This is a genomic window from Mesorhizobium zhangyense, assembly GCF_011045115.1.
Lineage (GTDB): Bacteria > Pseudomonadota > Alphaproteobacteria > Rhizobiales > Rhizobiaceae > Mesorhizobium_M > Mesorhizobium_M zhangyense.
In genome coordinates, this window is the sequence record NZ_JAAKZG010000009.1 from 93200 (window position 1) to 108903 (window position 15704).

Sequence of the window (15704 nt, forward strand, 5' to 3'; positions counted from 1 at the left end):
CAAGCATGATTGGTTCTCCTTGCGGGAAGAGTGCCCGGCCGGGCAGGGCGACGATCAGTGCGTTTCGCCGGAGCCGCCGACGGCGACGATGTTGAAGGGCTTACCTTCGACCGAAATGTCCTTCGTTTTCTCGAAGCTCTTGGCATCGATGACATGGAGCGTGCTCTTCAGCGGGTCGGTGACGTAGATGGCATCATCGGCAACCGCGATGCGCGGGCGCGGATCGCTCCAATGGCCGTCCATGCTGTAGGGATCGGTGAGGGGCAGGGACTTGGTGATCGCGCCCGAAACCACATCGAGTTGGTGGATCATGCCGTCCTCGGTGAAGACATAGGCGAATTTCGGCCGCACCGGATCGACGGCGAAATGCACGCGTCGCGTCGGCAGTTCGATCCGGCGGAAGGCTTCCTTGCTGGTCGAGTCGATCAGCACCACCGCACTCGGGCCGTAATTGCCGAGGAAGTATTGCAGACCCCGGCCACCGACCAGCGTCGTCGTTTTCCCTTCGGGCAGCGTTTCCGAATAGGGCAGGAACTCGATGGACGGCTCCTTGTCGCCGCTCTTTACGATCAGCAGGCCTTTGGCGCAGGCGATTGCGAGGATGTTCCCGGAGGCGGCTTCGCCATGCAGGCCGGGGCAGGAATGCACGTCACCGACCTGCGCGCCTGAAGCATCGACAACTCGGATGCCGACAGGCAGTTCGTCCGGTTTTTCCTTATTTGGCTCAGTCAGCAGAACATGACCGTCGAAAGCCACCGCCAGGCCGTGATGCGGCGCATCGGTTTTCGTTTCGCGAAAATCCGCCTTGCCGTCGAGGACGTCCGTCTCGCTGGTCGTGCGGGCTACACCCTCACCGTCAAAGAACAGCGCGATATCGCCGCCATGATCGACGAAATGCGACGGCTTCTTGCCGGCGAACTCAACATCCAGCAGTTTCGCGTCCTCGATCTTCAGATCGCCGTGGTCGCCATGATCGCCGATGGAAATGCCGCTGGAGATCGCCTGCACGATGTCGCCCTTGCCCTGCACGGCAAAGATCGTTTTGCCGCTGTCGCTACGGGCGAGGCTGGTCGGAACCTTGGTCGCGAACTTGCCGAGTTCCCTGCCGCTTCCGGCATCGAGCGCGCGCACGACAGGCTCGCCATGATCGGAGATGAACAGCCGCCATGCGGTGTTTTCTTCGGCGAAGGATGCAGTGGCGGCGATGCCCGCAAGGAGGGCTGCGACTGAAACCGTCTTGAGCAGATGAAGCATGGTGTTCCTCATAATGTAATAACATAACGTTTAGTTCGATGAAAAAAGGCGGAAGGTCGTCCCGCCTTTCAGGGAAGTTGTCGTGGGGCTCTATTCCAACAGAAACCAGAGAAAAGATCGCGCCTTATCAGCCGGTTGGAGAGCGAACCTGATTCAGTTTATGCGGATCGGCACTTAGCTCCCGAGGATCGCGCCTTTGATCGTGGTGATGTTGTTGCGCATCATGTCGATATAGGTCGAGGCTGGGCCGCCCTTGAACGACAGCGCATCGGAATACAGAGTACCGCCAACCTTGAGCCCGGTTTCGGAGGCGATCTGCTCGATCAGCCGGGTGTTGGTGATGTTTTCCACGAACACCGCCGAAGCCTTGTCTTCCCGAACCTGCCTGATCAGCGCGGCGACGTCGGCAGCCGAAGGTTCCGCTTCTGTGGAAATGCCTTCGGGCGCCAGGAAGGTTAGGCCGTATTCGTGCTCGAAATAGCCGAAGGCGTCGTGCGAGGTGATGATCGTGCGCTTGCTCTCGGGGATCGAGGCGATGGCTGCCTTTACCTCGCCTTCGGTTTCCGTCAGCTTCTGCGTATAGGCGTCGGCGTTTGCTTTATAGGCGCCGCAGCCTGCCGCATCGGCGGCGCAGAAGGCTTCGGCGATGTTCTTCACATAGATTTTCGCGTTGGCGATCGACTGGAAGGCATGCGGGTCGGTATCGCCATGATGGTGGGCGTGCCCGTCGGCGGCTTCGCCTTCCTCCGCTTCCTCGAATTCTTCTTTCATCTTGATCGGTTCGACGCCCTTGGTCAGTTCGACGATGGTCGCCTTGGTGGCGCTGGCCTCGACAAGGCGCTGCAAAAAGCCCTCGAAATGCAGACCGTTGACGAGAACGACATCTGCCTTGGACATCGCGACCGCGTCGGCCGGCTTCGGCTCATAGACGTGGGCGTCGCCATCGGGACCTACGATGGTGGTTACCTCGATGCGGTCGCCGCCGACATTTTTCGCAAAATCCTCGATGACGGAGAAGCTGGCGACGACCTTCAGCGGTTCGGCGAAGGCGGAAGCCAGGCCGAAAGGGGTTAATGTTATAACGCTCATGAGGGCGGCAAGCCGGATTGTCTTGAGCATGGGAAAAATCTCCTTGATGTTGATCAGGCGGTTCTGTGGCGATGCTGGCGCAGGCGCGTGTTGAAGACGCCGCGCGTGCCAAAAATGGTCGAGAAGAAATAGACCGCACCGGCGGAAAGGATGATGGCCGGGCCGGAGGGCAGGGACTGGTGATAGGAAATCAGCAGGCCGGCGATGCAGGAGGCAAAGCCGATGAGGATCGCCAGCGCGCACATGCGCTCGACGCGGGCCGTCCAGAAGCGGGCGGCGGCGGCCGGCAGGATCATCAGGCCGACCGATAGCAGCGTGCCGAGCGCCTGGAACCCGCCGACCAGATTGAGCACGACCAGGCTGAGGAAGATGAAATGCACCGGCGTGCCGAGGTGACTGACCGAGCGCAGGAACAGGGGGTCGAGACATTCGGCGATGATGGCGCGCCAGAAGATCGCCAGCGTCAGCAGCGTGGTTCCGCAAATCATGGCGATCAGCGTCAGCGCTTCGTTGTTGAGGGCGAGCACGGTGCCGAACAGCACATGCATGAGATCGACGCTGGAGCCCTTTATCGAAACCATCAGCACGCCGAGCGCCAGCGACACCAGATAGAAGGCAGCCATCGAGGCGTCTTCCTTCTGGATGGTGAAGCGCGAAACAACGCCTGCACCCAGTGCGACGACGACGCCGGCGATAAGTCCGCCAATCGTCATCGGCAGGATCTGCAGACCGAACATATAGAAACCGACCGCCGCACCCGGCAGAATGGCATGGGCCATGGCGTCGCCGGTCAGGCTCATGCGCCGCAGCATCAGGAAGACGCCGACAGGGCAGGCTCCGAGCGACAGCATCAGCGAGCCGGCAAGCGCGCGCTGCATGAAACCGAATTCGACGAACGGGGCGATCAGGAAATCATACATGGTGCTGCTCAGGCCGCCCTTGGACCGGATTCGTGGTCATGTTCGCGGCTCTCGCCATGGTCGTGATGATGGTGGCTGTGATCGAGGGAATGCGCGTGGTCATGATCGTGCGCATGGCCGTCCGGCTCGCACCAGGGCGCGTTGTCGTGCCAGGCTTCGTCGAAGCGGCGCGCGCGCAGCAGGTTTTCCGGGCGCAAGGTCTCTTTCGTCACGCCCCAGGCAACGGGCTGGCGCGCCAGAAGCAGCGTTTCAGGAAAATGCTCCCGCACAAGCTCGAGGTCGTGAACGACGACCATCACCGTGCGGTTTTCGCCATGCCAACGCTTGATCAGCAGGATCAGGTCGCCAACGGTCTTGGCGTCCACCGCGTTGAACGGTTCGTCGAGAAGGATCAGGTCGGCGTCCTGCACCAGCACGCGGGCAAACAGCGTGCGCTGCAACTGCCCACCGGAAAGCGTGTCGAGCGGCCGCTTTTCGAAACCTTCGAGCCCAACCGCCATCAATGCTTTTGCGACATCGTCGCGATCGTCCTTGGTGAAGCGTCCGAGCAGCCCTCGGCGCGGCCACAGGCCCATGGAAACGAGATCGACGACGCGGGCAGGGAAGGAGCGGTCGAGTTCCGATTGCTGCGGCAGATAGGCGATGCGCGCGCCCTTGGTATTGAGACAGGTTCCGGCCATAGGCTTCAGCACGCCGACGATACCCTTCATCAGCGTCGATTTGCCGGAGCCATTGGCGCCGACGACGGCGGTCAGCGAACCGGTCTTCACCGCTCCGCTCAGATGGTGGACCGCCGGGTGGCTGTTATAGCCAAGCGTCAGGTCGCGGAATGTCAGGCATGCGTCGGTCATGGAACCATCTGGAACAAGCGCGATCTTTCGATCGATGGCCTTGGATATGTGATGTTATTACATTAGTCAACGATAGGGCTAGGCAAATGCGGTGGATTCATGGCGCGCCGGTTCGCCGTCCACAATGGACAGGCATATCTCGCTGATTTGCCGTAGCTGGCTCTTGCCGCGCGGCGGGCCGAAATCTAAGAGGCTGTTCGAACTCGCCCTTCACGGGCAAGACGAAGTTGGCGGGCTGCCTTTGGAGAGGCGCGCGGCAACGAACCAAGGAAGGAAGAAATCCATGACCATCCGCCGCATCGATGTCGGTCCGCGCATGAGCGATATCGTCATCCACAACAACACGATTTATCTGGCGGGCCAGGTCGGCAAGCCGGGCACCAGCGTCACCGAGCAGACCAAGGATATCCTGGCCTCGATCGACGAACTGTTGGCCAAAGCCGGCTCGGACAAGACGAAGATCCTTCAGGCGATCATCTGGCTCGCCGACATGAGCACCTTCGCCGAAATGAATGCCGTGTGGGATGGCTGGGTGCCGCAGGGCAACACGCCCGCCCGCGCTACCGGCGAGGCCAAGCTGGCGGCGCCGGAATACAAGGTCGAGATCATCATCACGGCCGCTGCCTGATCAGGCTGACAGGCACGTCTCGCGCCCCGGCACCCACCGGCGGCGCGAGACATGCACGGATTTTCTTTTGCCAAATTTCAGGCGTCCGCCGGGCGGCAATCGCGAAAAAGACAGGGATTTGCATCCTGTCATTATCGGTTGATCCAATTGACATTTTTTTGACAGGGAAATGTCCGACACATTTCCGCGAAGGCCCATATTGCAAGGCAAAATAATATTTTAGCCGACGTGTGATGCAACCAATCGTATTCCGAATGGTTCTGGCCATATAATGGCTGCGTTGCGAGACGCGGCACCCTTTTTGTTGAGCGGATTTAATATTGATGAACGTTCAGACTGATCCTGCCGCGTTGGAGGAAAAGACAGTTGCAATTTTTCCGGCAGTTGCCGAGCAACCCATACGTTCGAACTATCTTCCAGAAGACCGCCTGAGGGCATTGGGCGAAAGCCTCGCCCGAAATGAAGTGACCGACTTCTACGGTCTCAAGCCTTTCGACTTCCAGGCCCGCAACCGCGAGAACGCGGAAAAGATCCTCGCCGTCTATCGTGCCACCAATGCAGCGCAGGCGAAGGGCGACGCCATAACGCCGGCCGGCCAATGGCTTCTCGACAACAATTATCTGGTCGAGGAAACGATCTTCCAGATCAAGCGCGACCTTCCGCGCCGTTTCTACCGCGAACTGCCGACGATGACGCTTTCCAACGGTGCGGTCGTGCCGCGCGCGCTGGTTCTTGCCTGGGTCTATGTCGCGCATTCCGACAGCACCGTTCTGGCCGACATGTTCAAGGCGCTCGTCGACGGCTATCAGTCGGTCGAGCCGATGCATATCGGCGAATTGTGGGCGCTGCCGTCGCTGCTGCGCTTTGTGCTGATCGAGAATTTGCGCCGGCTTGCCGTGCGCGTGAACAGGGCGCACGAGATGCGCCAGATCGCCAACGACGTCGCCGACCGCGTGCTCGCTTTCGTCGATGGTGACGATCGCAAGACGATCCTGTCGAGCTACACTGAGCATGCCCGCGACACGACCTTTGCCACGCAGCTCCTCCATCGCCTTCGCGACGGTTCGCAGAATTCGGGCAGGGCGCTTGTCTGGCTCGAGGACCAGCTCGAAAAATCCGGCTCCGACGCCGAAGAAATCATCATCAAGGAACACCAGACGCTGTCGAGCGGCAACGTCACCACCGGCAATATCATCAAGGGCCTGCGGCTGCTCAACGACGTCGACTGGACGATATGGTTCGAGTCGGTCAGCCCGGTCGATGGCCTGCTGCGCGAGCGCAGCAATTTCGGCGCGCTCGATTTCCAGTCGCGCGACCAGTATCGCCAGGCGATCGAGGATCTGGCGCGGCGGTCCAAGCGCAGCGAATACGACGTGGCTGAAAAGGCGATCGACATGGCCGAGCAGGCCGGCGAGCCAGGCGACCCCAAGGCTGCCAACTGCAACGATGTCGGATTTTTCCTCGTCGGGCCGCGCCGGCTCGAACTGGAGAAGGAAATCGGCTTCAGGCCGGATTTTGGCCTCAGGCTTCTGCGCGCTTTCAAGAGCACCGGCTGGGCCGGCATCGTCGTGCCGGTTTTCGCGCTGACCGTTCTGCTTCTCACGATGTCGGGTTTTGCATTGGCCGGAATAGGCCTTTCTACCCCCGCGATCATCCTGATGCTGGTCCTGTTCTGCGTGCCGGCGAGCGAAGGCGCGATGGCGTTCTTCAACACCATTGTGCTTCTGTTCCTGAAGCCGACGCGGCTGGTCGGCTACGAATTCAAGGAGGGCGTGCCGGGCGAGGCGCGCACGCTGGTGGTGGTGCCATCCCTGATCGGGTCGCGCGACGATGTCGAGGAGAACATCCGGCAGCTCGAAGTGCATCATCTGGCCAACATGGAAGGCGAGATACATTACGCGCTTCTGTCGGATTGGCCCGACAGCGAAAGCGAGCAGACCTCCGGCGATCTTGAAATCCTCAATTATGCCCGCGCCGAGATCACCAAGATCAACCAGCGCTATCCCGTCGAAGGCGCGCCGCTGTTTCATCTCCTGCACCGGCGCCGGCTCTACAACCCTTCCCAAAAGACCTGGATGGGCTGGGAGCGCAAGCGCGGCAAGCTGCACGAATTGAACCTGCTTTTGCGCGGCGATGGTGACACGACGTTCCTGCCGCCGGATGCCCCGCTCCCGGAAGGCGTCGTCCATGTCATGACGCTTGATGCCGACACCAAGATGACCCGCGATGCGGTGAAGCGTCTGGTGGGCAAGCTGTGCCACCCGCTGAACCGGCCGGAATTCGATGCCGACCATCGCCTCATCACCGCAGGCTACGCGATCCTGCAGCCGCGCGTGACGCCGACACTGACCAGCGGCGACGAAGCTTCGTTCTTCCAACGCGTGTTTTCGGCCAATCGCGGCCTGGACCCTTACGTTTTTGCCGTGTCCGATTTGTATCAGGACGTGTTCGGTGATGGCACTTTCACCGGTAAGGGCCTCTATCATATCGACGCGATGGAAGCGGCGTTGCACGGCCGCATCTCGGAAAATTCCATCCTCAGCCACGATCTGCTCGAAGGCGCGTTGACGCGTTCGGCGCTGGTCACCGACGTCGAGGTGGTCGAGGATTATCCGACGCGTTATTCCGTCGACGCGTCGCGCCAGCATCGCTGGTCGCGCGGCGACTGGCAGCTTCTGGGCTTCATCTTCGATCCGAAGTCGGGTGTGCCCGCGCTTTCCCGCTGGAAGATGGTGGATAATCTGCGCCGCACGTTGACGCCGATCTTCTGGGTCATGTCTTCGATCGGCGGCTGGACGCTGCTGCCCTTCACGCAGGCCGCGCAATGGCAGGCCTTGCTCATTCTCAGCCTGTTCATGGCGCCGACCTTCGACATCGTGAACTCGTTGATGCCGAAGAGCCGCGATGCGACCGCGCGCGGCCATTTCAGCGCGATTGCCCGCGATGTCGCCTTCGGCACCGCCATGGTGGCGCTGCGCGTGGTGTTGATGGCCCACAGCGCCTGGATGATGGGCGATGCGATCGTGCGCACGCTTTATCGGCTGTTCGTCAGCCGGCAAAACCTGCTCGAATGGCGCACGGCCTCGCAGGCGCACAAGACCGGGGGCAACGATCTCCTGTCTTATTACAGGATGATGCGCGGCGCGGTAATCATCGCCATTGCCGGCCTGGCCATTCCGGTGGCTGCGGATTCGACCGGCAGCTTCGTCGCCTTCTTCTTCGCAATCTTCTGGGCCGGCTCGCCGGCTTTCGCCTGGCTCATCAGCCGTTCGGCCGAAACCGAGGACAGGCTTCGCATTTCCAGGCACGATGTCGACCGGTTGCGCATCGTGGCGCGGCGCACATGGGCTTATTTCGAGACCTTTGTGAATGCCGACAACAACATGCTGCCGCCGGACAATTTCCAGGAAACGCCGCATCCTGTCGTTGCCACCCGGACGTCGCCGACCAATATCGGCGTCTATCTCCTGTCAGTCGTGTCCGCCCGCGATTTCGGCTGGATCAGCCTTGCCGATGCCGCCGAGCGTATCGATCAGACGATGAACACGATCGAGCGCATGGGCCGCTACCAGGGCCATCTATTCAACTGGTACGATACCACGACGCTGCGGCCGCTCTATCCGCTCTATGTATCGAGCGTGGACAGCGGCAACCTCGCCGGCCATCTCGTCGCGGTCGCTGCCGCTTGCGCCGAATGGGCGGAGGCGCCATCCGTCCATCTCCAGGGCGATTTCGACGGCCTGCTCGACGCGGTCGCGGTTCTCGACGAGAGCCTCAACGAACTGCCCGACGATCGCCGCCAGCTCCGGCCGCTGCGCCAGCGGCTGCGCGACCGCATCGACGGCATGCGCCGCGCGGTGGAAACGATCAAGCAGCAGCCGGAAATGGCTTCGATCCGCACCATCAATCTGGCAGTGCTGTCTGGCGAGTTCCGCAAGCTGGCAAGCGCCATCCATACGGAAGTCGGCTCCGCGAAAAGCGAGGTTCTGACCGAATGGGCGGCCAAGCTGGAAGCTGCATGCGAAGCGCATGTCCACGATGCCCACAGCGACGAGAAGTCGATCGAGGCGCTGCGCACCAAGCTGAAGAGCCTTCAGGAACGCGCGCGCCGCTTTGCCTTCGAGATGGATTTTTCGTTCCTGCTCCGCAAGGACCGCAAGCTGCTGTCCATCGGCTACCGGGTCGAGGAACATCAGCTCGACGAAAGCTGCTACGATCTTCTTGCGTCTGAAGCACGCCTGACCAGCCTGTTCGCCATCGCCAAGGGCGACATCCCGACCGAGCATTGGTTCAGGCTTGGCCGGCCGCTGGTCGAGATCGGCTTCAAGGGTGCCCTGATCTCCTGGTCGGGCTCGATGTTCGAGTATTTGATGCCGCCGCTGGTGATGAAGGAGCCGCAGGGCGGCCTTCTCAACCAGACCAGCAAGCTGGTGATCCGCCGCCAGATGCAATATGGCCGCTCGAAGCACATTCCGTGGGGCATTTCGGAAGCCGCCTATAACGGCCGCGACCGCGAGATGACCTACCAGTACACCAATTTCGGCGTGCCGGGCCTCGGTCTGAAGCGTGGTCTGTCGCACAACACGGTGATCGCGCCCTACGCAACGGTGCTGGCCGCACAGTTCATGCCGCATGAGGCGGTGCAGAACCTCGAGCGCCTGCGCAAGATCGGCGCGCTCGGACGCTACGGCTATTATGATGCCGTCGACTTCACGCCGCAGCGCGTGCCGGAAGGCACCGACCATGCCGTCGTCTACAACTACATGGCCCACCATCAGGGCATGTCGATCGTATCGGTCGCCAACGCCATTTTCGAAGGCCGCATGCGTGACCGGTTCCACAGCGATCCGGTGATCGAGGCCGCCGAACTCCTGCTTCAGGAAAAGGCCCCGCGCGACATTCCCGTGACCACGGTGCGCACCGAGGCCGACGAGCGCGGCAAGGCCGAGACGGTCGAGCACAGCGCCGATACACGTCTGGTGATCGAGCCCGCGCGCGCGCTGCGTTCCACCAATCTCATGTCCAACGGCCGCTATTCGGTAATGGTGACGGCGACAGGCTCCGGCTACAGCCGCTGGAACGATCTCGCGATCACCAGATGGCAGGCCGACCCGACCGAGGACCGTTTCGGCAGCTATCTCTTCCTTCGCGACATTGACACGGGGGAGTGGTGGTCGGCGACGGCGGAGCCGAAACGCGCCGAATCTGAACACGCCCAGACGCTTTTCTGCGACGACAAGGCAACCTTCATAAAATCGGTCGGCACGCTGCGCTCCGAGGTCGAGTGCATCGTCGTCTCGGAAGGCAATGGCGATGGCCGGCGCATAACGATTGCCAATGACGGCAATGTCGACCGCCACATCGAGGTCACGTCGTATGCCGAATGGGTGCTGGCGCCCGAAGCCAACGATAGCGCGCATCCTGTATTCTCGAAGATGTTCGTCGAGACCGAGATATCGGCCAGCAACAGTGCCATCTACGCCACGCGGCGCAAGCGCGAGGCAAACGAGCCCGATATCGCTGCGGCGCATTTCATCACCGATGCCTCGGGCCTGACCCGAGACACCGAGGCCGAAACCGATCGCCGCGCCTTTATCGGCCGTGGCCGCACCATCGCTGACGCTGCCGCCTTCGATCCCGGCGCAAAGCTTGGCGGGCATTCCGGCTTCGTGCTCGATCCTGTCATGGCCTTGCGCCGCCGCGTGCGGGTGCCTGCCAACAAGAAGGTGTCGCTCACCTTCTGGACCATCGTCGGCGCCAATCGCGAAGAGATCGACGGCATGATGACCCGGCTCGATCACGCCGAGAGCTTTTCGCGCCAGGCCATGCTGGCATGGACGCGCTCGCAGGTGCAGACGCGCCATCTCGGCCTCAGCCTTGCCGACGCTGCCAATGTTCAGAAGCTTGCCCGGTATCTGCTCTATCCCGATCCCTTCCTGCGCGTGCCGGCCGAAACCGTGGCCACCGGGCTCGGGCGTCAGTCGGCACTGTGGCCGATGGCGATTTCGGGGGATTTTCCGATCTTCGCGGTCAGGATCGGCGACGTTGCCGATCTGGAGATTGTCGCGCAAGCGCTGCGCTTCCAGGAATATATGCGCACGCGCGGCCTCGTTGCCGATCTGGTGATCGTCAATGAACAGGGGTCTTCCTACGTGCAGGATCTGCAGCAGTCCATCGAATGGCTCTGCGACAACAGCCGCATGCGCGGCAAGGAACTGGGTCCGCGCCAGCATATCTTCGCGGTGCGCCGCGACCTCATGGACGAGACATCCTACAAGACGCTGCTGGCTTCGGCGCGCGTCGCGCTCCACACCCGCAACGGTACAATCTTCGACCAGATCGAGCGGGCCGAAGCTGCAGCACTGCAGGCGCGCGATGCGCTGATGGCAGCCGAAGCCTTGGTCCTGACCGACGCTTCCGCAGAAGCGCAGCCGACAGCACCCTCGCGCAAGCCCGTCATCGCCAGCGGCAAGGGCCTCACTTTGTGGAACGGCTTTGGCGGTTTCGACCGCGACGGCCGCGACTATGTCGTGCGGCTTGGCGGGCAGAAGTCGACACCGCAGCCGTGGATCAACGTCATTTCCAACGCGTCGTTCGGCTTCCACACCTCAGCCGAAGGCGCATCCTTCACCTGGAGCCGCAACAGCCGCGACTTCCAGCTCACGCCGTGGTCCAACGACCCGGTCAGCAACCGTCCCGGCGAGGCGATCTATATCCACGACCTTGCCAGCGGGAAGGCGTTCTCGCCTTTCGCCGGCGTGTTGCGCGATCCGTCGATCGTCTACGAGGCCCGCCACGGGCAGGGCCTCTCAGTCTTCAGCGCGACCCGCGGCTCGCTTTTCGCCGAAGTCACGCAGGTCGTCGATCCGGCGGACCCGGTGAAGATTTCGCGGTTGCGTCTCCGCAATTCCGGTGCGGTGCCGGCCAGGCTGCGCATCTATGCCTATGCCGAATGGGTGCTCGGCACCAATCGCGCGAAATCCGCCCCGACGATCGTACCCTCGCAGGATGCGGCGACCGGCGCGCTTCTGGCGAAGAACGCCTACAGCCTGGACTTCGGCGATCGTGTCGCCTTCCTGGCGAGCGATGGCGACGCACAGTCGGTGACGACCGATCGCAGCGAGTTCATCGGCAGAAACGGCACCGCCGAGGCGCCGCATGTCGTGACCGGCGGGCTGGCGCTGTCCGGCAAGGTCGAGGCTGGCACCGACCCGTGCGCGGCGATCGCGCGCGACATCGAAATACCCGCGGGTGGCGAGGTCACGATCCTCTTCCTGCTCGGCGATGCCGGTTCGCCGGAAGAGGCCAGCACCTTCGTCGCCAAGCATCGCAAGCGCGATTTCGACAAACGGTTGGCCGAGAACGACAAGGAATGGCGCGGCTTCCTCGACACGATCCAGGTCGAGACGCCCGACGCGGCGCTGAACGCCATGGTCAACCATTGGCTGCCTTACCAGAGCGTCGCCTGCCGCATTCGCGCACGCTCCGCATTCTACCAGGCAAGCGGCGCCTTCGGCTTCCGCGACCAGCTGCAGGACACGCTGGCGCTGCTCATGCATGATCCGCAGCTGGCATATGACCAGATCCTGAATGCCGCGCGCCGGCAGTTCGTGGAAGGCGATGTCCAGCATTGGTGGCTGCCGCGCACGGATGCGGGCGTCCGCACCCGGATTTCCGACGATGTTGTCTGGCTGGGCTATGCGACGGCGCATTATGTCAATGTCACCGGCGACGCATCCATCCTCAAGGAGAGCATTCCCTTCATCGAAGGGCCGGCCTTGCACGACGGCGAACACGATGCGTTCTTCACGCCCGAGAAGTCGAAGAAATCGGCTACGCTTTATGAGCATTGCGCCCGCGCGCTCGATCTCGCCATCCAGCGCACCGGAGCCAACGGCCTGCCGTTGATCCTGGGCGGCGACTGGAACGACGGCATGAACCGGGTCGGCGAGGAGGGCAGGGGCGAGAGCGTCTGGCTCGGCTGGTTCCTCCTGAAGACCATCGGCGACTTCGCGCCGGTCGCCCGCGAGCAGGGCGACACCAAGCGCGCCAACAAGTGGGAAAAGCACGCGCGCAGCCTGAAACAGGCGCTGGAGACGGCCGGCTGGGATGGTGAGTGGTATCGCCGTGGCTCGTTTGACGACGGCACCCCGCTCGGTTCGCGCAGTTCCGACGAATGCCAGATCGATTCCATCGCCCAGTCCTGGAGCGTGCTTTCGGGCGAAGGCGACCCTGTAAGGTCGAAGACGGCTATGGACTCGGCGATCAAGCAATTGGTCGATGACGACCTCCAGATCGTCAAACTCTTCACGCCGCCCTTCTCGAAAACCGAAAAGAATCCCGGTTACATAAAAAGTTATCCGCCGGGCGTGCGCGAAAATGGCGGCCAATATACCCATGCCGCGACTTGGTTTGTCATCGCGCTGGCCGAAATGAGGCGGGCAGACGACGCCTGGCGCTGCTTCAGCATGCTCAATCCGGTCAACCACGCGCAGGATGAGGACGGTGCCGAACGCTATCGCGTCGAACCCTATGTGGTCGCCGCCGATGTCTATTCCGAAGGCGAAAAGGGCGGCCGTGGCGGCTGGACCTGGTACACCGGCTCTGCCGGCTGGCTATACCGTGCAGCGGTGGAAAGCATCCTCGGAATCCGCAAACGTGGCTCGCGCCTTACGATTGATCCTGTTTTGCCGAGCGAATGGGACGGTTATTCAGCTACCGTTCATATTGGAGGCTGTATTTACCGCATCCGTGTGACGCGCGACAAAACCGCGAAAGCGGTGACGGTCGACGTCAATGGAAAGCGATCGAAAGGTGCCTCGTTCGAGTTGCGAACGACTGGCGAGAATGAGGTGACTGTTCGGATTCCGTCCTGAAGAAAAGAATATTTCCAGGTCGGAACCAAGGTTAAATCATCTGCCATGATTTTGCCGTAACGGTGCCATTTTTCATTAAAACTCAATTCCTTAGGCGATCACGGCAGATTACGGGGCGTTGCCCGATGTTGTTTCGAAAAAATGGAACTGAGGCTGTATGTGAACATTGTCTTGCGGTGCAGCAGACAATGTTGGGACGAGCAATGGAGCGCTGCACGGTTTTTGTTCTCACGGAGTGAGTTTCGTGTCATTGCTTGAAATCTACTTCCGCGCACTTCGGTATCTTTCTACCGAAAAAAAGCGTGTATTTTTCATCTGCGCGGCCAATGTCGTCCTGGCTATCGTAACCATTGCCGAACCAATCATGTTCGGCCGTGTCATCGATGCCATTTCCGACAAGCGCGAGGTTTTCTCAACGCTGATGCTCTGGGCCGGGCTCGGGGCATTCAACATTCTCGCTTATGTGCTCGTCGCTCGTGGCGCTGACCGGCTGGCCCATGCCCGCCGTGCCGGCGTGCTTTGCGAGTCTTTTGAGCGCGTCATCACCATGCCGCTGTCGTGGCATCAGGTGCGGGGTACGTCCAACGCCCTGCACACGATGCTCCGTGCGGTAGAAACGCTGTTCAGCCTCTGGCTTGAATTCATGCGCACGCACCTGACCACCGCCGTGGCGCTGCTGCTGCTCATTCCCACTGCCATCTCGCTCGACCTGCGCATGTCGCTGGTGCTGCTGGTGCTTGGCACGCTGTACCTCATCATCGGCCGCGTCGTCATGCACAAGACCAAGGACGGGCAAGCCAAGGTGGAACGCCACTATCACGAGGTGTTCTCGCATGTGACGGACTCGGTCAACAACGTTGCCGTGCTGCAGAGCTACAATCGCTTCAGCGAGGAAGCCCAGCGGCTGCGCAAGCATGTCGGCGATCTGATCCAGGCACAGTATCCGGTGCTCGACTGGTGGGCGCTGGCAAGCGCGCTCAACCGCCTTGCCTCGACGATCTCGATGATGGTCGTGCTGATGATCGGTGCCTTGCTGGTTTCACGCGGCGAATTGCGCATCGGCGATATCGTTGCCTTCATCGGCTTCGCGACGCTGCTGATCAGCCGTCTTGACCAGATCTCGCAGTTTGCCAACCAGATCTTCGACTCCCGCGCCAAGCTGGAAGCCTTCTATGAACTGGAAGACTCCGTGGCTGACCGCAAGGAGCCGGAAGGCCTGCGCGAGATGAACAACATCACCGGCCACATCCGCTTCGAGGATGTCAGCTTCGAGTTCCCGAATTCGGGGCAGGGGCTGCAGGACGTCTCGTTTGAAGTCCAGGCTGGTCAGACGGTTGCCATCGTCGGCCCGACCGGTGCCGGCAAGACCACGCTGATCAATATGCTCCAGCGTGTCCACACGCCGCAGGAAGGCCGCATCCTGATCGACGGTATCGACGTCAAGACCGTCACCAAGAAGTCGCTGCGTCAGTCGATCGCGACGGTGTTCCAGGATGCCGGCCTGTTCAACCGGTCGATCGAGGAGAATATCCGCATCGGCCGCGAGGAAGCGACCTACGCCGAGGTTCATGCGGCTGCTGAAGCTGCGTCCGCCCAGGAGTTCATCCTGTCGAAGAGCGAAGGCTACGACACCAAGGTTGGTGAGCGTGGCGGCCAGCTCTCCGGCGGTGAACGCCAGCGTATCGCGATTGCCCGCGCCATCCTCAAGAACGCGCCCATCCTGGTGCTCGACGAGGCGACCAGCGCGCTCGATGTCGAGACGGAATCGCGGGTCAAGGAAGCGATCGACGGTGTTCGCCAGGGGCGCACCACCTTCATCATTGCGCACCGTCTCACCACGGTTCGTGATGCCGACCTGGTCCTCTTCATGGACAAGGGCCGGATCGTGGAAATGGGTGGCTTCGCCGAACTGTCGGCCACAAATGGCCGCTTCGCCAGCCTGCTTCGCGCCGGCGGCCTGCTGACCGACGAGGACGTGCGCGCCCTCAGCCATGTCTCGCAGTCCGCTGCTGCGGCCTGATTGGTCGAATAGAACTATGGGAGGTCGTCCTGCGGCGACCTCCCGCATTGCCCGGACGCTCGGACC

7 protein-coding genes are annotated in these 15704 nt (G+C 61.6%); 3 read left to right on the top strand and 4 right to left on the bottom strand.

From position 1 onward, the window contains the following. Positions 1–54: 54 nt before the first annotated feature. The 4 genes from aztD to aztA form a co-directional block, all read right to left on the bottom strand. On the bottom strand, positions 55–1254 hold the full coding sequence (gene aztD / locus G6N74_RS20200) for a zinc metallochaperone AztD (protein WP_165119822.1): 1200 nt from the start codon (positions 1252–1254) through the stop codon (positions 55–57). Positions 1255–1428: 174 nt separating this feature from the next. Next, positions 1429–2373 (bottom strand): zinc ABC transporter substrate-binding protein AztC, encoded by a 945-nt coding sequence (aztC, locus tag G6N74_RS20205; protein ID WP_165119823.1) that lies wholly within the window; start codon positions 2371–2373, stop codon positions 1429–1431. A 23-nt stretch (positions 2374–2396) separates the two neighbouring features. Further along, positions 2397–3263: a zinc ABC transporter permease AztB gene (aztB, locus tag G6N74_RS20210; RefSeq protein ID WP_165119824.1), complete on the bottom strand. Its 867-nt coding sequence runs from the start codon at positions 3261–3263 to the stop codon at positions 2397–2399. 8 nt (positions 3264–3271) lie between these two features. Further along, on the bottom strand, positions 3272–4114 hold the full coding sequence (gene aztA / locus G6N74_RS20215; protein WP_165119825.1) for a zinc ABC transporter ATP-binding protein AztA: 843 nt from the start codon (positions 4112–4114) through the stop codon (positions 3272–3274). A gap of 283 nt (positions 4115–4397) precedes the next feature. On the opposite strand from aztA, the gene G6N74_RS20220 reads away from it, so the two are divergent. The 3 genes from G6N74_RS20220 to G6N74_RS20230 all read left to right on the top strand — a co-directional run bounded on the left by G6N74_RS20220 (position 4398) and on the right by G6N74_RS20230 (position 15638). Next, the gene (locus tag G6N74_RS20220) at positions 4398–4742 is read left to right on the top strand and encodes a RidA family protein (protein WP_091911991.1); all 345 of its coding nucleotides are present in this window, start codon (positions 4398–4400) and stop codon (positions 4740–4742) included. A 323-nt stretch (positions 4743–5065) separates the two neighbouring features. Next, a complete protein-coding gene (locus G6N74_RS20225; RefSeq protein ID WP_165119826.1) occupies positions 5066–13618 on the top strand; it encodes a glycoside hydrolase family 94 protein in 8553 nt (2850 codons plus the stop codon). Positions 13619–13862: 244 nt separating this feature from the next. Further along, the gene (locus G6N74_RS20230) at positions 13863–15638 is read left to right on the top strand and encodes a glucan ABC transporter ATP-binding protein/ permease (RefSeq protein WP_165119827.1); all 1776 of its coding nucleotides are present in this window, start codon (positions 13863–13865) and stop codon (positions 15636–15638) included. Positions 15639–15704: the final 66 nt, after the last annotated feature.